The sequence below is a fragment of the Mesorhizobium sp. 01N446 genome, assembly GCF_056399285.1.
Genome location: NZ_JBFTRA010000001.1, coordinates 1528904 through 1547976 on the forward strand (window position 1 = coordinate 1528904; position 19073 = coordinate 1547976).

General features: G+C 64.3%; 19 protein-coding genes. 11 read left to right on the top strand and 8 right to left on the bottom strand.

The genetic code is table 11. The annotated features are described in order from the left end of the window. Positions 1–21: 21 nt before the first annotated feature. A complete protein-coding gene (locus tag AC1DPX_RS07355; protein ID WP_477235510.1) occupies positions 22–621 on the bottom strand; it encodes a TetR/AcrR family transcriptional regulator in 600 nt (199 codons plus the stop codon). A gap of 124 nt (positions 622–745) precedes the next feature. Between AC1DPX_RS07355 and AC1DPX_RS07360 the strand changes: the two genes are divergently transcribed. The 6 genes from AC1DPX_RS07360 (at position 746) to AC1DPX_RS07385 (ending at position 8954) form a co-directional block, all read left to right on the top strand. Beyond that, complete coding sequence (locus AC1DPX_RS07360) at positions 746–1207, top strand: (2Fe-2S)-binding protein (RefSeq protein ID WP_202357487.1); 462 nt, start codon at positions 746–748, stop codon at positions 1205–1207. 2 nt (positions 1208–1209) lie between these two features. Next, on the top strand, positions 1210–3483 hold the full coding sequence (locus tag AC1DPX_RS07365) for a xanthine dehydrogenase family protein molybdopterin-binding subunit (protein WP_477235512.1): 2274 nt from the start codon (positions 1210–1212) through the stop codon (positions 3481–3483). Then, positions 3480–4085: a hypothetical protein gene (locus tag AC1DPX_RS07370; RefSeq protein ID WP_477235514.1), complete on the top strand. Its 606-nt coding sequence runs from the start codon at positions 3480–3482 to the stop codon at positions 4083–4085. The genes AC1DPX_RS07365 and AC1DPX_RS07370 overlap by 4 nt, the downstream gene beginning before the upstream one ends. Before the next feature lie 160 nt (positions 4086–4245). Next, positions 4246–5421, top strand: a complete 1176-nt coding sequence (locus AC1DPX_RS07375; protein ID WP_202357490.1) for an efflux RND transporter periplasmic adaptor subunit — start codon at positions 4246–4248, stop codon at positions 5419–5421. Positions 5422–5497: 76 nt separating this feature from the next. Then, complete coding sequence (locus tag AC1DPX_RS07380; protein WP_477235516.1) at positions 5498–8674, top strand: efflux RND transporter permease subunit; 3177 nt, start codon at positions 5498–5500, stop codon at positions 8672–8674. A 121-nt stretch (positions 8675–8795) separates the two neighbouring features. Continuing rightward, positions 8796–8954: a DUF3309 family protein gene (locus tag AC1DPX_RS07385; protein ID WP_202357492.1), complete on the top strand. Its 159-nt coding sequence runs from the start codon at positions 8796–8798 to the stop codon at positions 8952–8954. Positions 8955–9022: 68 nt separating this feature from the next. Here the strand turns inward: AC1DPX_RS07385 and AC1DPX_RS07390 are convergent, their stop codons facing one another. After that, entirely contained in the window at positions 9023–9982 is a 960-nt protein-coding gene (locus AC1DPX_RS07390; RefSeq protein WP_477235518.1) for an SDR family oxidoreductase, read from the bottom strand. Between the two features lie 87 nt (positions 9983–10069). After that, positions 10070–10273, bottom strand: a complete 204-nt coding sequence (locus AC1DPX_RS07395) for a DUF680 domain-containing protein (protein WP_477235520.1) — start codon at positions 10271–10273, stop codon at positions 10070–10072. Positions 10274–10387: 114 nt separating this feature from the next. Here AC1DPX_RS07395 and AC1DPX_RS07400 point away from each other — a divergent pair, with 114 nt between their 5' ends. Then, positions 10388–11296: a LysR family transcriptional regulator gene (locus AC1DPX_RS07400; RefSeq protein WP_477235522.1), complete on the top strand. Its 909-nt coding sequence runs from the start codon at positions 10388–10390 to the stop codon at positions 11294–11296. Here AC1DPX_RS07400 and AC1DPX_RS07405 read toward each other — a convergent pair. Continuing rightward, positions 11260–12435, bottom strand: coding sequence for an MFS transporter (locus AC1DPX_RS07405; protein WP_477235524.1), 1176 nt, complete (start codon positions 12433–12435; stop codon positions 11260–11262). The two genes, AC1DPX_RS07400 and AC1DPX_RS07405, sit on opposite strands and share 37 nt — an antisense overlap. Positions 12436–12736: 301 nt before the next feature. Here AC1DPX_RS07405 and AC1DPX_RS07410 point away from each other — a divergent pair, with 301 nt between their 5' ends. Beyond that, positions 12737–13201, top strand: a complete 465-nt coding sequence (locus AC1DPX_RS07410) for a nuclear transport factor 2 family protein (protein WP_244730686.1) — start codon at positions 12737–12739, stop codon at positions 13199–13201. Between the two features lie 28 nt (positions 13202–13229). On the opposite strand, the gene AC1DPX_RS07415 is transcribed toward AC1DPX_RS07410, so the two are convergent. After that, a complete protein-coding gene (locus AC1DPX_RS07415) occupies positions 13230–13538 on the bottom strand; it encodes a DUF1244 domain-containing protein (RefSeq protein WP_095201197.1) in 309 nt (102 codons plus the stop codon). Between the two features lie 11 nt (positions 13539–13549). Continuing rightward, positions 13550–14347 carry an N-formylglutamate amidohydrolase gene (locus AC1DPX_RS07420; RefSeq protein WP_477235525.1) on the bottom strand — a complete coding sequence of 266 codons (798 nt, stop codon included), beginning with the start codon at positions 14345–14347 and terminating at the stop codon, positions 13550–13552. Positions 14348–14635: 288 nt separating this feature from the next. Between AC1DPX_RS07420 and AC1DPX_RS07425 the strand changes: the two genes are divergently transcribed. The 3 genes from AC1DPX_RS07425 to AC1DPX_RS07435 all read left to right on the top strand — a co-directional run bounded on the left by AC1DPX_RS07425 (position 14636) and on the right by AC1DPX_RS07435 (position 17443). Next, positions 14636–15082, top strand: a complete 447-nt coding sequence (locus AC1DPX_RS07425) for a DUF1036 domain-containing protein (RefSeq protein ID WP_446721206.1) — start codon at positions 14636–14638, stop codon at positions 15080–15082. After that, positions 15079–16515, top strand: coding sequence for a pyruvate kinase (gene pyk / locus AC1DPX_RS07430; protein ID WP_202357498.1), 1437 nt, complete (start codon positions 15079–15081; stop codon positions 16513–16515). Before AC1DPX_RS07425 ends, pyk begins: the two co-directional genes overlap by 4 nt. 199 nt (positions 16516–16714) lie before the next feature. Next, a complete protein-coding gene (locus tag AC1DPX_RS07435) occupies positions 16715–17443 on the top strand; it encodes a L,D-transpeptidase (protein ID WP_477235527.1) in 729 nt (242 codons plus the stop codon). Here the strand turns inward: AC1DPX_RS07435 and AC1DPX_RS07440 are convergent. Continuing rightward, positions 17440–17910, bottom strand: coding sequence for a hypothetical protein (locus tag AC1DPX_RS07440; RefSeq protein ID WP_477235529.1), 471 nt, complete (start codon positions 17908–17910; stop codon positions 17440–17442). The genes AC1DPX_RS07435 and AC1DPX_RS07440 overlap by 4 nt on opposite strands. Position 17911: 1 nt before the next feature. Next, entirely contained in the window at positions 17912–18979 is a 1068-nt protein-coding gene (locus AC1DPX_RS07445; protein WP_477235531.1) for an alpha/beta fold hydrolase, read from the bottom strand. Positions 18980–19073 lie beyond the last annotated feature (94 nt).

Below are 19073 nucleotides of genomic sequence, written 5' to 3' on the forward strand. Positions count from 1 at the left end.
GAAACCCGGCACGTCTAGGCTTCATCCGACTTTCAGCGCCAGGTCGATCACCTTGATCAGGGCGGCGGCCGCCTGCCGCTGTCCCTCGGGATCGCTGATCCGCGTCTTCATGCCTTCCAGTCCATCGAGCAGCATGTCGGCAAGCAGTTGCGTCGACAGGCCCCTGGCCGCCAGATCGACGCCGTTCCTGGCCGCCTCGCCATGGATGGCGGCGGCGATATGTTCGACAAGAGCGCCGCGCCAGCACCCGACCAGATCGCCGAGGCTTGATTTCATGTCCAGCAATTCGGCGCCATGAGGCGAGGCAAGGACGGCGCTCATCATCGCGATGAAAGCCTCGTCGATGGCTCCCATCATGCGCTCGGTGAAAGCACCATCGCCGGCCAGAGCCATTTTTGCCGCCGCGACCGAGCGCGACAGCACCATCATGGCGATGGCGCGGAAAATGTCGGTCTTGTTCTTGAACTGCAGATAGAGCGCCGGACGCGACATGTCGGCGGCGCGGGCGATGTCGTCCATGGTGGTGCGGGAGAAGCCATAGGCCAAGAACACCTTCATCGCGCCGTCCAGAATACGGACGCGTCTGGGGTCGATGGCGGCGATGTCTTCGTTCTGATTCATGGAGCGACATTATCCTGCAAAATCTCAATTGACAAAATGACGGAATTTGTCAATCTGTTTGAAGGTGAAGCGACCCAAGGGGAACTTCGCCCTCGGGCTGTGGATGACAACAAAGGGTATCCCTATGCGCCTCACCGTCGACGGGCAGTCATTCGACATCGACGCCGATCCGGACATGCCGCTGCTGTGGGCGCTGCGCGACCTTATCGGCAAGACCGGACCGAAATTCGGCTGCGGCATTGCCGCATGCGGCGCCTGCACCGTGCATGTCGATGGTCAGCCGGTGCGCTCCTGCTCGCTACCCGTCGGCCAGGTCAGCGGCGCTGTCACCACCATCGAAGGCATCGGCACGGCGGGCAGGCTGCATCCTGTGCAGCGGGCATGGCTGGAAGAACAGGTCGCGCAATGCGGCTACTGCCAAGCCGGCCAGATCATGAGCGCGGTGGCGCTGCTCGACGAGGTCGCCGACCCGAGCGACGCCGATATCGACAACGCCATGGGCGGCAATCTCTGCCGCTGCGGGACCTATCCGAAGATCCGCTCGGCCATCAGGAAGGCCGCGGCGCTCAAGACGGCGGGGCTCTGATCATGGCCAGTGTCGGAAAGATCGCCCGCCGCACGTTCCTGATCGGCGCGGCCGCTGTCGCGGGCGGCGTTGCCGTCGGTTACTACTATTATCGCAAGCCGTTTCCGAATCCGCTCGAGACCGATCTCGGCAAGGGCGAGGCGACCTTCAACCCCTATGTGAAGATCGGCGCCGACAACACCATCACCATCGTCGCGCCGCGCGCCGAGATGGGGCAAGGCATCTCGACGACGCTCGCCGTTATGGTAGCCGAAGAACTCGATGTCGGTCTCGACCAGGTCAAGGTCGAGCACGGCCCGGCCTCCTACGCCTATTACAACGCGGCGATCCTCGAAGAGGGCGGTCCGTTCGCCTTTTTCGACGAGAGCATGACCGCGCAGGCGGTGCGCTCAGGTCTCGGTGTGATCGGCAAGTTCCTCGCTCTCCAGGCAACCGGCGGCTCGGCTTCGGCGCGCGACGGTTTCGACAAAATGCGCCAGGCGGGCGCCACCGCCCGGCAGTTGCTGATCGCGGCGGCGGCGCAGAAACTCGGCGTTGCCGCCACCGATCTGGAAACGGCCAATGGCTCGATTGTCCACAAGGCGTCCGGCAAGTCGCTGACCTATGGCGCGGTTGCGGCTGCTGCCGCCGTCCTGGCGGCCCCGGCCGAAGTCAGGCTCAAGGACAGAGCCGACTGGAAACTGCTGGGAAAGCCGCAGAAACGCATCGACATGCTGGCCAAGGTCACCGGGGCGCCGATCTTCGGCATCGATGTCAGGCTGCCGGATATGCTCTACGGCACGGTGAAGATGAGCCCGCGCTTCTGGGCCAAGCCAGTCAGGGCGGATCTCGCCAAAGCCGAGAAAATGCCCGGCGTGATCAAGATCGTGCCGCTCGAGACGAATTACGGCCACGGCTTCGGCATCATCGCGCAAAATACCTGGGCGGCTTTCAAGGCGGCCGACGCCATCGATGTCCAATGGGCGGATCCCGAATATCCGCTCGGCAGCGCCGCCATATTAGACGTGCTGAAGCAGGCGCTCGCCACCAAGGGCTCGGCGATGCGCGACAATGGCGACGTCGACACCGCCTTTGCCGACGCGCCGCGCGAACGCATGGTCGAGGCGGACTATGCCGTGCCCTATCTGGCGCATGCGACGATGGAGCCGATGAACGCCACGGCGCGGTTCCGCGATGGCGCGCTCGACATCTGGTGCGGCAACCAGGCGCCGACGCTGGTGCGGCAGCTTTGCTCCAACGCCATCGGCATCGGGCAGGACAACGTCACCGTGCACACCACCTTCATGGGCGGCGGTTTCGGCCGCCGCGTCGAGGTGGACTACGCGTTGTACGCCGCGCTGATGGCGAAGGAGACAGACGGGCGTCCGGTCAAGGTGACCTGGACGCGCGAGGAAGACATGCGCCACGATGCCTACCGGCCGGCCGCGGTCGGCAAGTTCCAGGCGCGGCTCGGCGATGACGGCATGCCGGTCGCCGTCGACATGAGAATCGCCTCGCCATCCATGATAGCCAGCACCTTGCGCCGGCTGTTCCCGTCGATACCGGCGATGGGACCCGACAAAAGCATCGTCGACGGCGCCTATGACCAGCCCTACACCATCCCGAACTATCGGGTGAGCGGTGTCGCCGCCCCTGTCTCGATTCCCGTCGGCTCCTGGCGCTCGGTCGGCAGTTCGATCAACGGCTTCTTCCACGAAGGCTTCATGGACGAGATTGCCGTCGCCGGGAAAGTCGATCCGATCGAGATGCGCAAGAGATTGATGGCTGCCTATCCCTCGGCGGTGAAGGTGGTCGAGAAGGTCGCCGCGATGGCGAAATGGGGCGAGGCGCTGCCCGCCGGCAAGGCCAAGGGCATGGCTTTCACGCTATCCTTCGGCAGCTGGGTCGGCGAGATCGTCCAGGTGGCGGACACACCGGCCGGCATCCGCGTCGAGAACGTGTGGATCGCCGCCGATGTCGGCACCGCGCTCGATCCGGGCATCATCGAGGCACAGCTGATTTCCGCCGCCATCTATGGCCTGTCGGCGGCAATGGGACAGCAGATCACCTTCGCCGACGGCATGGTCGAACAGTCGAACTTCCACGATTTCGACGCCATGCGGATCTTCCAGTGCCCGGTCTTCGAAGTCGCCATCCTGGAGAATTTCCACAAGATGGGCGGCGTCGGCGAGGTTGGCACGCCGCCGGCGGCACCGGCGCTGGCCAATGCCATCTTCGCGCTTACCGGCAAGCGTATCCGCACGCTGCCGCTGTCGACAACGGTGGCCTTCGCATGAGGAAGCTTTTCATCATGCTGACGCCTGCTGCCATCATGTTTTCGGTGGCGCCCTCTGCAACCGCGGAGCAGAGCCAGACATCGCCGAGCCCGACGGTCGACATGGCCAGGGGCCTGTCCGAATGGGACAAGATCTACGCGGTGTTCTCGCATCCGCGCTGCGCCGATTGTCATGTTGCGGACGACCGGCCGCGCTGGTCGGGTGCGCATTATGGCGGTACTCGTGTGCATGCCTTCAACGTCCAGCGCGGCACCGACGGATCAGGCTTCGGCAATCCGGGCCTGCGCTGCACGACTTGCCATTTCTCCAGCAATTCCAATGCATTGCACGGACCGCCCGGCGCCAAGGGCTGGCATCTGGCGCCGGCCGAGATGGCCTGGTTCGGTAAATCCTCGGCCGAAATCTGCGCCCAGATCAAGGATCCGGCGCGCAATGGCAACCGCAAACTGGCTGATGTCGCGCTGCATGTCCGCGACGATAAACTTGTCGCCTGGGGCTGGGCGCCGGGCTCGGATCGTGAGCCGGCTCCGGGCTCGGCCGAAGCGACCTATCAAGCGATCGAAAACTGGATGGCGGCGGGTTCACCTTGTCCGATGCCGTAATGGTCTTGCAACTTTGAGGCTATATTGCAGTGCAACTTTGATGTAGAAGCACGCTCGCCTATCACGGCAAATTGAACACGGTCAGGCGCGCACCCATAGCGGCGACGCGCCCGCGTCATGAAGGCGCGGAGCTGACCGAACCCGCAGTGGAAAAATGACGATGCCTAAAATCAGGTTTCACAAGCTTGCAGCCATTGTTGTGCTCATTGGGTTCGCGGCGTGGATGGCGACAGGCGAGTTCTCGTCGGTCGGCAGCGTAGCGGCCAACAAGGCCAAGGCGGCCGAAGTCGAGCAGGGCAAGGCGCCGGACGCAAGCAAGCCGAAGGCGGCGGAAGCCGAACCGAAGGCGCCGTTGCGCACCGTTGCCGTGGTGACGCCGCCGCGCAAGACCTATGCGCGCGCCATCCGCATTTCCGGCCTGACCGAGGCGGACAAGCGCGCGGTTCTGGCAACCCGTGTCGCCGGCGTCATCGACAAGCTGCCGGTCAAGCAAGGCGATCACGTCAAGACCGGCGACCTGGTGCTGATGCTGGCGGCGGAAGAAAAGATCTCGGGTGTCGACAATGCCAAGCAGTTGCTGGTGCAGCGCAAGGCCGAGCTCGATGCCGCCGAGCGGCTTGCCAAGACCGGCAATCTGCCCAAGCTGCAGCTCGACACCGCCCGCTCCAACCTGACCCAGGCGCAATCCCAGCTGGATACCGCGCAGGCCGAACTCGACCGCAACGAAGTCAAGGCGCCGTTCGATGGCGTCATCGACCGGGTGCCGGTGGAGCTTGGCAGTTCCATCATGCAGGGCGGCGAGGTGGCGACCATCCTCAAGCTCGATCCGGTGATCGCCCGCGGCGAGATCAGCGAGCGCGACCTCGGCTATCTCAAGATCGGCGACAAGGCCAGCGTGCGGCTGGTCAGCGGCCAGACCGTCGAGGGCACCGTGCGCTATATCAGCCGCGACGCGTCGTCGGCGACCCGCACCTTTCGCGTCGAGGTCGCCATCCCCAATGCGGATGGCTCGGTGCCGGCCGGCATGACGGCGGAGATCCGGCTCAGCGCGCTGCCGACCGACGCGGTCCTGCTGCCGCGTTCGGTGGTGACGCTGGGCGACAAGGGCGACCTCGGCATCCGCGCCGTCGGCAAGGACAACAGAGTGGCGTTCTTCCCGATCGACCTCGTCGACGACACCCCGACCGGCCTTGTGCTTGGCGGCATCCCGGCCGATGCGCGCATCATCGTCGCCGGCCAGGAACTGGTGAAGGAAGGCGATGAGGTCAAGCCGGTAGAGGCCGACCAGGCGACCATCAACAAGCTGATCGGCGAAGCCACCGCCGGGACGCAGTAGCGCAGCGACGCCGGCGCCGGGCTCTGCCCGGCGACGTCAGTTCGTTCGCCACTCCCGAAAGCAACAGGCACAAGTCATGGATATCGTCAGACTCGCAATCAACAATGCCCGCCTGACCATCTCGGTCCTGGTCTTCCTGCTGATCGCAGGCTGGGTCGCCTATCAGTCGACGCCGAAGGAAGCGGAACCCGACGTTCCGATTCCGATGATGTATGTCAGCCTGATCTATCAAGGCATTTCGCCGGAGGATTCCGAGCGCCTTCTGCTGCGGCCGATGGAAAGCAAGCTGAAAAGCCTGAAGGGCCTCAAGGAAATGCGCTCGGCCGCCTTCCAGGGCGGCGGCTATGTGCTGGTCGAGTTCCAGCCGCAGACCAATCTGGCGACCGCGCTGCAGGATACCCGCTCCAAGGTGCAGGACGGCAAGGCCGACCTGCCGCAGGCGGCCGAGGAGCCTGTCGTCACCGAGGTCAACATTTCCGAATTCCCGGTGCTGGTCGTCACGCTGTCGGGCGAATTGCCCGAGCGCGTGCTGGCGGCCGCGGCGCGCGAACTGCGTGACCGCATCGAGGAAGTGCCGGGCGTTCTCGAAGGCTCGCTGCAGGGCTCGCGCGACGATCTCGTCGAGGTCGTCATCGATCCGATGAAACTGTCTTCCTACGGGCTGCAGCTCGACCAGCTGATCGGCGCCGTCGGCGCTTCCAACAGCCTGGTCGCCGCCGGCAACATCGAGGGCTCGCAGGGCAAATACGCCGTCAAGGTGCCGTCGCTGATCGAGACGCCGGAGGATGTGGCGGCGCTGCCGGTGGTCGCCGGCCCCAATGCCGTGGTTCAGGCCAAGGACATCGCGACGATCCGCTCGACCTTCGCCGACGCCACGACGATCACGCGCCTTAACGGCAAACCGGCCATCGCCATCGAGGTCAAGAAGCGCATCGGCGCCAACCTGATCGACACGCTCACCAAGGTGCAGGCGGTGTCCGATGCTTTCGTCAAGACCATGCCCGAGGGTATGCACGTCACCTACACGCAGGACAAGTCGGTCTTCGTCAACCAGTTGCTCGGCGACCTGCAGAACCACGTGATGATCGCCGTCATCCTGGTGTTCATCGTCATCCTCTATGCGCTGTCCGGTCGAGCCTCGCTGCTTATCGGTCTCGCCATCCCGTCATCCTTCCTGATCGGCATCCTGCTTCTGGCGATGATGGGCTACACGATCAACATGATCGTGCTGTTCAGCCTTATCCTGGCGGTCGGCATGCTGGTCGACGACGCCATCATCGTCACCGAGTTCGCCGAACGGCGCATGAGCGAAGGCATGCCCAAGCAGGAAGCCTTCGCGCTTGCCGCCAAGCGCATGGCCGGTCCGGTCATCGCGGCGACGATGACGCGTATCGCCGCCTTCTCGCCGCTGCTGTTCTGGCCGGGCATCATCGGCGACTTCATGAAGTACATGCCGATCACGCTGATCGTCACGCTCTCGGCCTCGATGCTCTATGCGCTGGTCTTCGCGCCGACGCTGGGCGCGATCTTCGCCAAGGCGCCGGAGCATCACGCCGATGACAATCGCGACGGCTGGTACATGGCTGTCGTCAAGCAGGCGGTGCGCTTCCCCATCACCGTGATGGTGCTCACCGTCGTCCTGCTGGCCGGCATCTTCGTTGGCTATTCGAAGTACGGCGCCGGCGTCGAGTTCTTCCCGAGCGTCGAACCCGATTACGGCCTGCTCTATGTGCATGCCCGCGGCAACCTTTCGCTGGCCGAAATGGACACGGCGACCAAGATCGCCGAAAACCGGCTGCTCGGCTGGCCGGGGCTGAAGTCGGTCTATACCCGCGTCGGCAAGTCCGAAGGCGGCGGCCAGGATGTGCCCGAGGACGTCGTCGGCGTCATCCAGTACGAGTTCATCGACTGGCGCGAGCGCAAATCGGCGAACCAGATCCTGAACGATCTGCGCGGCGTCATGGCCGGCATTCCCGGCGTCGACGTCGAGGTGCGCGTGCCGGAAGCCGGCCCGCCGACCGGCAAGCCGATCCAGATCAGGCTTTCGGCCGTCGATCCCAAGGGACTGGACGAGAAGGCGCGTGCGGTCGCGGCACGCATCGCCAAAGTGCCCGGCGTCATCGACATTTCCGACGGCTTGCCGCCGCCCGGCGTCGACTGGGCGCTTGAGGTCGACCGCGCCAAGGCAGCGCAATACGGCATCAGCCCGACCTCGGTCGGAACGGTGGTGCAACTTGTCACCAACGGTCTGAAGCTGTCGGAATACCGGCCTGCCGGCGCCGACAAGGCGGTCGACATCCGGCTGCGCCTGCCGGAGGACCGGCGCACGCTGTCGACGCTCGACGAGCTCAGGGTGCAGACCTCGCAAGGGTCGGTGCCGATCTCGAACTTCGTCGTCCGCAAGGCGAAGCCCAGCGTCGGCATCCTCAACCGTATCGATGGCGCCCGCACTGTGGTGGTGCAGGCCAACGTTACCGCCGGCGCCCAGGTCGCCGCGGTGCAGCAGGAGGTCACCCAGGCCGTCACCGACATGAATCTCGGCAGCGGCATACGCTGGAAGCTGGCCGGCTCGAACGAGGACAGCGCCGAAGCCAGCGCCTTCCTCAGCAAGGCCTTCGGTGCGGCGATCTTCCTGATCTTCCTGGTGCTTTTGGCACAGTTCAACAAGTTCACCAGCGTCTGGCTGGTGCTGTCCTGCGTGGTCATGGCGACGATCGGCGTGTTCCTCGGACTGCTGATAACAGGCGAGACGTTCGGCATCGTCATGTCGGGCATCGGCGTCATCGCGCTGGCCGGCGTGGTGGTGAACAACAACATCGTGCTGATCGACACCTATGACCGGCTGCGTGAAGAGGGCTGGGACAAGATGGATGCGGTGCTGCAGACCTGCCGCGAGCGTGCACGGCCGGTGGTGCTGACGGCGGTGTCGGCCATCCTCGGCGTGCTGCCGATCGCCTTCGGCCTCGGGCTGGAAATCTTCCATCACGAGACGACGATCAACGCGCCGTCGACGCAATGGTGGATTTCGCTGTCCTCGGCGATCGTCTTCGGCCTGTCCTTCGCCACGGTGCTGACGCTGGTGGTGACGCCGTCGATGCTGATGGTGTTCACCCGCGCCAAGGTCAAGCCCGGCGCACGGCGCGGCTTGTTCAGCCGGCTGTTCCGGCGCGGCAAGGGTGAGATCTCGTCGGAGGCGCCGACTGCGGATGCCGGCGCGGAACCCGCGATCGCCTTTCCAAAAGCCGCCGAGTAGGCGGGCTTGCCGATCTGAACGGCAAAGGCCGCCCGGAACAACCGGGCGGCCTTTTGCATTGTTCCCCCGGGGGCATGCACATGCATAGTCCCTGAGCAAAACTCAATGCGGGGAATTTCTCATGCCGATCAGCACCCTTGTCATCGTCGTCCTGATCCTTGTCCTGATCGGCGCGGTGCCGGCCTGGCCGCATTCACGCTCCTGGGGTTATGGACCTTCCGGCATTGTCGGTGTGGTGCTGGTGGTGGTTCTGGCGTTGCTGCTGATGGGGCGGCTCTGAGCCGCCTTTTTCTATCCGTAAGAGGCTTTCGGTGAGGGGACGGGGGCGGGCTGGCCCGCCGACCCGGCTCAGGCGGCTTTGTGCGTGTTCTTCGCAGTGGCGATGCCGATGTCCTCGAGGGCCTGGGCGACCGCCTGATCGAGCGGCGTGTGCGGGATTTCGCCAATGATGCCCTCCAGCCGCGTCGAGGCCAGCCGGTGCGGCTCGAAGCGCAGATAGGACATCGAGACGATCTCGCGCCACATCGCCACGAACGGGCTTCCGGCGCGCAGCACCCACCAGGGCATCGAGGTCATCTTGAGCGGCCGGCCGAGCGCCTTCTCCGCGGCGGCCTTGATCTCAAGATCGGTGACGGCATGGCCCGGAAAGTTCAGCGCCTCATAGGAGCCGAGCTTGTCGAGATTCCTGGCGAGCGCCACGAAGCCGACGGCAAAATCCGGCAGATAGGCCCATTCATGCACGAGGTCGGCCGGGCCGGGCGCGGTGTAGACGCCCTTGCTGATCTTGGCCGCGACGACGAGGTCGAACCACGAGCCGCTGCCGGTGCCGCCGAAGAAGTCGCCAGCGCGCAGCAGGATGGTGCGCACCCGGCCAGCATCGGCCTCACGGCGGAACAGATCCTCCATGGCGCAGCGGATGCGGCCCTTCTCGGTCGTTGGATGGAAGGGCGTGTCTTCCGTGATCACCGCCGGCATGGGCGAGCCGTAATTGTAGACGGTGCCGGGGAACAGATGCAGCGCGTTGTTGGCATGGCAGGCGGCCATGACGTTTTCGGCCATCGGCAGGCATTTGCCCCAGTCTGTGTAGATCGGGTTGAGGCCGTTGAAGATGATATCGACGCCCTCGGTGGCGCGGATCAGCGATTGACGGTCCAGCGCATCGCCAGCAACCGCCGTGGCGCCTGCAAGTTCGGTCGGTACCTTGCCGGTGCGGGTGATTGCGCGGACGTCGAAGCCGGCGTCGATGAAGGCCTTGGCAACCACGCGGCCGAGCCGGCCGTTGGCGCCGAGAATTGCAATCTTGGTCATGTTCGTCTCCGTCTTTAATTTGAAGCGGCGGGGGTTTGAGGCGGCGGGACAAGCCCGCCGCTTTCGGGATCTTTCGAGGGCCGCCGTTCAGCGGTTGCCGAAGAGGTCGCGGTTGCTGCCCTGGGGCTTCTGATCGGCGATCTCGGATTTCTCGATCGACGTGGTGGTCGTGGTGTCGGTGCTGGCGACGACCGGCTGGCTGGCGTCGTTCGAGCCGAACTTGTCGCTGCCGGCGAAAGCGCTGCCGGCGGCGATGAGCAGGGCGGCGGCGGTGATAGCGATCTTGGTCATTTGAATTCTCCTGGTTGGTGGTTGCAGTCCGTATCGGTGTTTGCAGGGCGAATATGATTGTCTCGCCCATGAATTGAAATTGACCATGAATGCAGTTTTGATATTCATTATTGAATGGATGACATCGACTGGAACCTGATCAAGAGCTTCGTAACGGTCGCGGAAGCCGGCAGCCTGTCGGCCGCCGCGCGCAAGCTGTCGGCGAGCCAGCCGACGCTTGGCCGTCACATCGGCGAGCTGGAGCAGGCGCTCGGTGTCACCCTGTTCCGGCGTGGGCGCAACGGCTATGCGCTGACGGAAGCCGGCGCCACGCTCTTCGAACGTGGCAAGGCGGTCAGTGAGCAGGCCAGTGCCTTTTCAAGGCTGGCGCTGGGCTCGGTCGAGGCGATCGAAGGCACGGTGCGTATCGCCGCCAGCGAAGTGGTGGCTGCCTATGTGCTGCCCGACATCACCGCACGGCTCGGCATCGAGGAACCCGGCATCGAGGTCGAGATCGTTGCCTCCAACCAGGTCGAGAACCTGCTGCGCCGGGATGCCGACATCGCTATCCGCATGGTCAATCCGGCGCAGAACGAACTGGTGGCGCGCAAGGTCTGCGACATCCCGCTCTGCGCCTGCGCGGCCATTGCCTATCTCGACCGGCGCGGCCGCCCGCTCGGACCGGCCGATCTCGTCGACCACCCCTTGATCGGCTTCGATCGCAGCGACGAGATGATCCGGGGCTTCACGCAATTCGGCCTGCCAGTCACCCGGAGCAGTTTCCGCTTCAGGGCTGACAACCAGATGGTCCTGTGGGAGGCGGTGCGGGCGGGAAACGGCATCGGGCTTGGTCAGGAGCCGCTGGCCGATCGCGACCCGCTGGTGGAGAAGGTGCTGCCCGGCCTGCCGTTGCCAAGCCTGCCGATATGGCTGGCGATGCATCGCGACGTGCGCAGCAGCGTGCGTATCCGCCGCGTGGCGGATCTTCTCCACGAGGAGCTGAAGCGCTATTCGGCGGGCACGGGGGCGAATTCGGCGCGATGAGCGAGGCCCGCCATCAGCAGGACGACGATCAGCAGCACCGACATGGCGATGAAAATCGGCCCGAAGCTGGAATGCTCGGCGACGAAGCCGATCGCCGACGGCGCCACCAGAATGCCGGAATAGCCCATGGTGGTGACCACGCTCATGCCGGTGCCCGACGACATGCCTTCCTGGTTGCCGCCGGCCGAAAAGATGATCGGCACCATATTGGCGATGCCGAAGCCGCACAGCGCGAAGGCCGCGATGGCAAGCCAGGGCGAAGGCGACAGGCCGGCGACCAGCATGCCGGCCGCGGCGACGACCGCCGAGCCGCGCAACGTCGTCACCGCGCCGAAGCGGTTGCGCACGCCGTCGCCGAAGAAGCGCATGATGGCCATGACGCCGGAAAAGGCGGCATAGGCAAGGCCGGCGACGGCAAGGTCGGCGCCAAGTTCCTGCCTGAGGTAAAGCGCTGCCCAGTCCAGCACCGCGCCCTCGGAGATCATCGTCAGCAGAGCCATCAGGCCGATCAGGTAGACCAGCGGGTTTGCCGGCAGTGTGAATTTATGATGCTCGGCCGCCTGTGGCCTGTCCTCGGCAACAAGATAGCCGACCGCCAGCGCGATCGCCGCGAAGGCAAGCACGGTCACGACCGCGGCATGGATGAGGTGGCCATAGTGCTGGATGGCAAAGCCGCCGAGGCCGCCGCCGGCAAAACCGCCGAGGCTCCAGAAGCCGTGCGAGGAGGACATGATGGCGCGGGACATTTTTCGCTCGACCACCACCGCGTTGGCGTTCATCGCGACGTCCATGCCGCCGATCGAGCCGCCGAAGATGAACATGGCGATGGCCGCCAGCGGCACGTTGGGCGCCAGCGCCACCACCAGCAGGCCGAGGCTGCCGCACAGGCCGGACCAGCGCAGCACGGTGCGCGAGCCATGTTTCGAAATCAGGTGGCCGCACCAGGTCATGGCGGTGACAGCGCCGGCGCCGAACAAAAGGATCAGCAGGCCAAGCGTGAATTTCGATATGTCGAGCCGGGTCAGGAACACAGGGATCTGCGGCGCCCAGCTGCCGGTCAGGAAGCCATTGGCAAGGAAAATGGCCGCCACGGCCCATCGCCCGCGAATGGCAGTCTGCATGGCGTTTTGAGCATCCATGGCTCGAATCCGGTCAGGAAATGGCTTTGAGCGGCAAATTAGATCGATTCAATTTTCAGTCAAGCGCTCAATTCCGAAAGTTTTGGGTCAGGCGAGGACTGGCTGGCCCGGTCTCGGGGCGCTGTTCATGGCCTGCCACCAGGAAGGCCGGCATCCACGCCGTCTTGAGACCAGCGGCCAGATGAGGGATGATCCATTCCGCGCTCAAACGGCGGCACACTACCTGTCCTGCCGAGGCACGGCGATCGGCGTGGTTGAACGCCGGTGAGCGCCACCATTTGAAGGCTTAAAGGAGCATCGATTGCCGTCAACACGGACACCAAAAGACACATTCCTCGCGTTGGTGCGCGGGATTTGCGAAGCAAGCCCGGATCTGCCGGAATTGTATGCGGAGAACACGTCGGTCGTGCACCCGTTCGATCCATTGAAACGACCTCAGCTTGTCGGTCGCGAGGCGCTTCGGCGACATTTTGCGGCGATGAAGGGCACCCCGACGATTAGGTTGGAGCCGACGAACATTCAAGTCCATGAGACTGCCGATCCGGAGGTCATCGTGGCTGAATTCAGCTATGCGGGCCACGTGATCGAGAGCGGCCAGGCTGTTTCCTATCCCTGTATCTTCGTCATGCGTGTACGAAATGGAGAGATCGTAGAATCGCGTGACTACGTCGATCATGTCGGATCGGCCGCAGCCCGTGGTATGTTAAGCGACCTTATGGATAAGATCAGGCAAACACGCCTGCCCAGTTCTACCGAGGCCGGCTAGACCAGTCCGTTCTTCACGCCAGCCGTGCCTAATGATCCTTCGGCCGCCTGGCCTCGAACTCAGCCTTCTTGGCGTCCGACGCTTCCGTCTGGTTGAGCGCCTGCCACTCGGCATAGGGCATGCCGTAGACGATCTCGCGCGACTGCTCCTTGCCGAGATCGACGCCCTCGGCATTGGCCGCCTCGCGATACCAGTTCGACAGGCAGTTGCGGCAGAAGCCGGCGAGGTTCATCAGGTCGATGTTCTGCACGTCGCTGCGTTCGCGGAGATGCTCGACCAGCCGGCGAAAGGCGGCGGCTTCGAAGTCACGCTTCTGCTCGTCGCTGAGTTCGGTCATCGAAACCTCCGTCATAGCGGCCCGGTGCGCGAGCCGAACATCTTTACCGCATGTATATCGGGACAGCGGTCGATGGCGTCAACGATCGGCGCCAGACGCTCGGCCCAGGCAAGGGCGCCCTTCTGGTCCGAAATCAGGTCCTGGCGGATCTCGATCAGCGCATGGGCGTAGCCGTTGACGATCGCATGCTTGAACATGGTGTCCCCGCGCAGCGCGCCGTCATAGGGTTCGTTGTCGCCGACGACGAGGGTCTTGTCCTCGCCCAGCATGTCGATCAGCGGCCGCGCCACCCGGTCGTCCAGATCCCACAGGATGCCGACATGCCACGGGCGCTGCCTGCCCTGCATGACCGGCGTGAAGGAATGCACCGAGAAGATGAAGGGCGCCTGGCCGGAAGCCTGCGCCACCGAAGCAATCATGGCGCCGACGGCGTCGTGGTAGGGGCGGTAGAAGCGGTCGAGCCGTCTCTCGCGCTCCTGCGGCGCGATGGGATAGTTTCCCGGCACGACAGTGCCGTCATAAAGCTGGCGAATGAGCGTCGGGTCGTCCTCGCCGCGATTGGGATCGATCAGGAGCCGCGAGAAATTGGCGATCACCGCCGGAACGTCGAGCAGGCCGGCGAGTTCGCGCGTCACCGCTTCGACGCCGATATCGTAGGCGATGTGGCGCTCGAATTCCGAAGCGGGCAGGCCAAGGCTGCCATAGTCGTCGGGCAGGTCGCGGCGGGCATGATCGGCCAGAAGCACGATGCCCCGCTTGCGGTCGCCCTCGACAATGTCGAAAGGCGCGAAAACTGTGGATCGGGTCATTGGCGGGAAATGGTCTGTTCGCTGGCTTCCGGGGAGGGTGCTATCGTCATTCCACGAAGACGACGCGTGCGCAATGCCGTTGTTTGGCCAAGGTTTATCGGGAAATCTGGCAGAGGGCGACGGATAGCGCGCCGGGAGCCTTCCTAAATCGATTGGAATTGGTCAAAACGGCGCGTTGACATGCGCCCGGACTTTTCCGAAAAGGGGCGCAGAGAGATGCAGATGTGGTTCTTGAGGGGTTTTCGGATGGGTTCCGCCGGCAGGCAGCGCATGCGCTCTGCCTTTGCCATGCCGTTCCTGACCGTGGCCGTTGGCCTGTCGGCGGTGGGCATGGCCTCGCCGGCGCGCGCCGATTTCCGTGTCTGCAACGCCACGCAGAACCTAGTCGGCGTCGGAATCGGCTATCGTGCCAAGGCCGGCTGGATCACCGAAGGCTGGTGGCACATCGAAGGATCGAGCTGCAAGACGTTGATCGAAGGGCCGCTGTCATCAAGGTTTTACTATCTTTATGCAGAAGACGCCGAGCGCGGTGGACGCTGGGACGGCCCGATCAACATGTGCGTGGCTGAAAAAGAGTTCAAGATCGCCGGCGTAAACGACTGCGTCGCCCGGGGCTTCCAGCGCGCCGGATTTCAGGAATATGACACGGGCGAACAGGCAAGCTGGATGGTCCAGCTGACCGATGAGCCCGCAACGGGAGGCGCACCAGCCGCCCCGGGAACAAACAGTCAATGAGACGCAGCCGCAAGGTCAAGATCCTAGCCACAATCGGTCCGGCATCCTCCTCCGAGGAGATGCTGCAGAAATTGTTCGAGGCGGGCGCCGATGTGTTCCGCATCAACATGAGCCATACCGACCACGAGCTGATGCGCACGCTGGTCGGCCGCATCCGTGCGGTCGAGGAAAAGGTCGGGCGGCCGATCGGCATTCTCGCCGACCTGCAAGGCCCCAAGCTGCGCGTAGGCAAGTTCGCCAATGGCAAGGAAGTGCTGACCCCAGGCCAGACCTTCACGCTCGACGACAATCCCGAGCCCGGCACGTCGACCAGGGTCTATCTGCCGCATCCGGAAATCCTGAGTTCGGTCGAGCCCGGTCACCGTCTTTTGATCGACGACGGCAAGCTCGAGCTGAAGGCGGTGAAGAGCGACGGCAAGTCGATCGTCTGCACGGTCGTCGCCGGCACCACGATTTCCGACAAGAAGGGCGTCAGCCTGCCCGATACCGACCTGCCGGTCGGCGCGCTGACCGAGAAGGATCGCAAGGACCTCGACGCGGTGCTCGCCACGGGCGTCGACTGGATCGCGCTGTCCTTCGTGCAGCGCCCCGAGGATCTGGCCGAAGCGCGCAAGATCGCGCGCGGCCGCGCGCTGATCATGGCCAAGATCGAAAAGCCGCAGGCTGTTGCCCGGTTGGCCGAGATCATCGAACTGTCCGACGCGCTGATGGTCGCCCGTGGCGATCTCGGTGTCGAAATGCCGCTCGAAGCTGTGCCTGGCATCCAGAAGCAGATCACGCGCGCCGCGCGCCGCGCCGGCAAGCCTGTGGTGGTCGCCACGCAGATGCTGGAATCGATGATCACCGCACCGGTGCCGACCCGCGCCGAAGTCTCCGACGTGTCGATCGCCGTCTTCGAGGGCGCCGACGCCATCATGCTGTCGGCGGAATCGGCGGCGGGTGCCTATCCGGTCGAGGCCGTGGCCATGATGAACCGCATCGCCACCAAGGTCGAAACCGACCCGACCTATGCCGGCATCATCAACGCCCAGCGCTCGGAGCCGGAAGCGACCGGCGCCGACGCCATTTCGCTCGCCGCCCGCGAGATCGCCGAGACGCTGAAACTGTCGGCGATCATCACCTACACGGCGTCCGGCACCACCGGCCTGCGCGCCGCGCGCGAACGGCCGCAGGTGCCGATCATCGCGCTGTCGCCGATCCTCAACACGGCGCGCCGGCTGTCGCTGTTGTGGGGCACGCATTGCGTCGTCTCGCCCGATGCCACCGATCTCGACGACATGGTCAACCGGGCCTGCCGCATTGCGCTGGAAGAAGAGTTCGGCAAGCCGGGCGACCGCGTCATCATCACGGCCGGCGTGCCGCTGAGGACGCCCGGCTCGACCAACATGCTGCGCATCGCCTATGTCGGGTCGGAAGCGCAGGGCAGCCGGTAAGCAGCTGATTTCGTGACGGAAGCGTCCCGCGCGGTTTCGTGCGGCTCGCTGTTGCCATATTGCAACAAAGGCCCGGGACAATGAGCCCGGCCTTTGTCTCGACACAGGGTCGCCCTGATCGCCTCTAAAAGACAGAGAGGCGGCACCAATGGTCGCCTCTCCCTGTCGGCAATTCCCATTATTTCGAAAGCAATATTGAATGTCATTTCTTGTTTCGCGGCGGTCGCTTTTGACCGGACTGTCGCTCGTTGGGGTCTCGGCGATCTCGGCCTGTGCGCAGATGCCCAGACAGTCGATCGGCCTGGCCGCTCCTCTCACTCCGCCGCCGCTTGAGCCGGCGCAGGAAAAGCCTCCCGTTGAAGATGCCGCGCCTGCAACCCCGGCGTCGCCCGACTATGCCAGCATGTACCGCGCGGTCGAGGATGGCGGCCATGCGCTGCCGGCGATCCCTTTCAGCAAGGTCGACGAACGGTTCCTGCGGCAGATCGTCGATGATCCGACAGGCGAAAAACCCGGCACGCTTGTGGTCAACACGACCGACAAGCACCTTTACTGGGTGCTCGAGGACGGCAAGGCCATGCGCTATGGCGTTGGTCTCGGTCGCCAGGGCTATTCCTGGAAGGGCCGGGCGATCGTCCAGTGGAAACGCAAATGGCCGACCTGGACGCCGCCTTCGGCAATGATCAGCAGGGATCCAAAACTGGAGAAATGGCGACAGGGCATGCGGCCGGGCATCAGCAACCCGCTCGGGTCGCGCGCGCTGTACATCTTCAAGGATGGCGTCGACACGCTCTACCGGATTCACGGATCGCCGGACTGGAAGTCCATCGGCAAATCCGCGTCATCGGGCTGCGTGCGCATGTTCAACCAGGACGTCATGGATCTCTACGACCGCGTTCCCGGCAAGACACCGCTGCTGGTCATCTAGCCTCTGGCCGCCGCGATCCCGAGCGCTCTTGCCGCTGCTTCAGCGTGATCAATGCGCTGAAGAAACCGGCGCGCACGAAGAACGGCGTCATACAGGTACTGATCCGGACCCAGCATCTTTCGCTGATTCAATTCGGCGGTGTCGAGCAAGTCGAAATCGACTTTCTCGATCGTGCAGTCCCAGCCGGCACTGTGGGAGGCCCATCCCCTTCGATGGTGCTCCAGCAGGCGCTCGCGGCTGGAGTAGCCGTGGTAGTCGAAAGCGATGACGCCGTTCGTCACATAGATATGGTTTCCCGAAAAGCCCTCGGCCGGGATGATGCGCTCCGCAAAAAATCCTGCAAGCGGGGGACGCTCGAGGAAAGTGCCTGCAAGAATGTGGCATGCGCCGTAGCCGAAGAAGATGCGATCCGGCAGCGCCCATCGCTTTTCCGGGTTTTTCTTGATGCCATGCCTGAGGACATACATGTCAGGTCGGCGCGAGTTCGGGCTGGGGCTCCTTGATGTCGGGGCATTTTCCGGCACCAAAGGCATCGTCGGCGATCCGCGCCTCGACCGTCCTGGCCATTGCCTCCAGATCGATATCCTCGCCGGCTACCTTCTCGATGGCGCCGACGACGAGATCCGAGGCGATCCAGTCCGGCTTGTGGCCGAGATTGTGCACCCAGACGAGTTCCGCGCCCGGGATATCGCGCACCAGCCCGACGGAATGGATATGGGCGTAGACGATCTTATCGCGGTCGCCCGAAATGACCACGGTCGGCGCGGCGATCTCCTTGTAGTGCGGCGCGGCGCCGAGCGCGTAGCGATAGAGTCCGGCGACGTCGGTGGCGTTGGCGCGAAAGGCCGACGGCCGCAGCACCAGCGGGATCGCGGCGGTGCCGAGATAATTATTCGGCACTTTGTTGGGCGAGAACACGCAGGTCGTGGCATCAGTCATCTGCAACGTCCCGGCAGGATAGGTCAGCGTTTCGGAGAAGAGCCGGCCGATCACCGGAACGGTGGTCAGATCGTAGTACCAGGACGTCGCGCCGCCCGGCCAGGGATGGGTCGCCGGGGCCAGGAACACGAGGCCAACGGTCCTGTCGGCATGCTCGCGGCCGAAAGCCGCCGTCACCACGCCGCCGAAGGAATGGCCGACGATGATCGCCTTCCTGATGCCGAGGCGGTCCATCAGGGCGGCGAGGGTATTGGCCTGCGCCGACGGATCCTCATTGTTGCCGGGCCCACGCCCCGACCAGCCATGGCCCGGCCGGTCGAAGAACAGCATCTCGGCGCGGCCTTCGAGCAGCGGCCTGAGCGGCTGCATCTGATCCCCGAGATTGGCGCTGGCGCCATGGATGAAGACGATCGGCGGCAGCTCCGCATTCGCGGGTGCCGGAATGTGGACGTAGTGGATGCGCGCGCCGCCGATGTCGGCGAATTCGCCAATGGGTGGATTGCGGCGCTCGATCAGCCACGAGCCGACGCGGGTGACGCCGGCAAGGGCAAAGACGAGTGCGAGAAGGAAGGCGAACGCGGCGGAGATCAGGTTCATGCGGGGAGATACGGGGTGGGACGGGATAAGTTCTGGGGAGGGAATAGGGAATGGGCAGTAGGGCAGTAGGGCAGTAGGGTCATACGTTCCGCAG

Bases quoted from the DNA above. Each gene is read 5' to 3' on its own strand.
- AC1DPX_RS07380 (WP_477235516.1), top strand. From the start codon at position 5,498: ATGGATATCGTCAGACTCGCAATCAACAATGCCCGCCTGACCATCTCG.
- AC1DPX_RS07355 (WP_477235510.1), bottom strand. From the start codon at position 621: ATGAATCAGAACGAAGACATCGCCGCCATCGACCCCAGACGCGTCCGT.
- AC1DPX_RS07420 (WP_477235525.1), bottom strand. From the start codon at position 14,347: ATGACCCGATCCACAGTTTTCGCGCCTTTCGACATTGTCGAGGGCGAC.
- AC1DPX_RS07365 (WP_477235512.1), top strand. From the start codon at position 1,210: ATGGCCAGTGTCGGAAAGATCGCCCGCCGCACGTTCCTGATCGGCGCG.
- pyk (WP_202357498.1), top strand. From the start codon at position 15,079: ATGAGACGCAGCCGCAAGGTCAAGATCCTAGCCACAATCGGTCCGGCA.
- AC1DPX_RS07395 (WP_477235520.1), bottom strand. From the start codon at position 10,273: ATGACCAAGATCGCTATCACCGCCGCCGCCCTGCTCATCGCCGCCGGC.
- AC1DPX_RS07390 (WP_477235518.1), bottom strand. From the start codon at position 9,982: ATGACCAAGATTGCAATTCTCGGCGCCAACGGCCGGCTCGGCCGCGTG.
- AC1DPX_RS07435 (WP_477235527.1), top strand. From the start codon at position 16,715: ATGTCATTTCTTGTTTCGCGGCGGTCGCTTTTGACCGGACTGTCGCTC.
- AC1DPX_RS07385 (WP_202357492.1), top strand. From the start codon at position 8,796: ATGCCGATCAGCACCCTTGTCATCGTCGTCCTGATCCTTGTCCTGATC.
- AC1DPX_RS07400 (WP_477235522.1), top strand. From the start codon at position 10,388: ATGGATGACATCGACTGGAACCTGATCAAGAGCTTCGTAACGGTCGCG.
- AC1DPX_RS07375 (WP_202357490.1), top strand. From the start codon at position 4,246: ATGCCTAAAATCAGGTTTCACAAGCTTGCAGCCATTGTTGTGCTCATT.
- AC1DPX_RS07415 (WP_095201197.1), bottom strand. From the start codon at position 13,538: ATGACCGAACTCAGCGACGAGCAGAAGCGTGACTTCGAAGCCGCCGCC.
- AC1DPX_RS07370 (WP_477235514.1), top strand. From the start codon at position 3,480: ATGAGGAAGCTTTTCATCATGCTGACGCCTGCTGCCATCATGTTTTCG.
- AC1DPX_RS07425 (WP_446721206.1), top strand. From the start codon at position 14,636: ATGCCGTTCCTGACCGTGGCCGTTGGCCTGTCGGCGGTGGGCATGGCC.
- AC1DPX_RS07440 (WP_477235529.1), bottom strand. From the start codon at position 17,910: ATGTATGTCCTCAGGCATGGCATCAAGAAAAACCCGGAAAAGCGATGG.
- AC1DPX_RS07360 (WP_202357487.1), top strand. From the start codon at position 746: ATGCGCCTCACCGTCGACGGGCAGTCATTCGACATCGACGCCGATCCG.
- AC1DPX_RS07405 (WP_477235524.1), bottom strand. From the start codon at position 12,435: ATGGATGCTCAAAACGCCATGCAGACTGCCATTCGCGGGCGATGGGCC.
- AC1DPX_RS07445 (WP_477235531.1), bottom strand. From the start codon at position 18,979: ATGAACCTGATCTCCGCCGCGTTCGCCTTCCTTCTCGCACTCGTCTTT.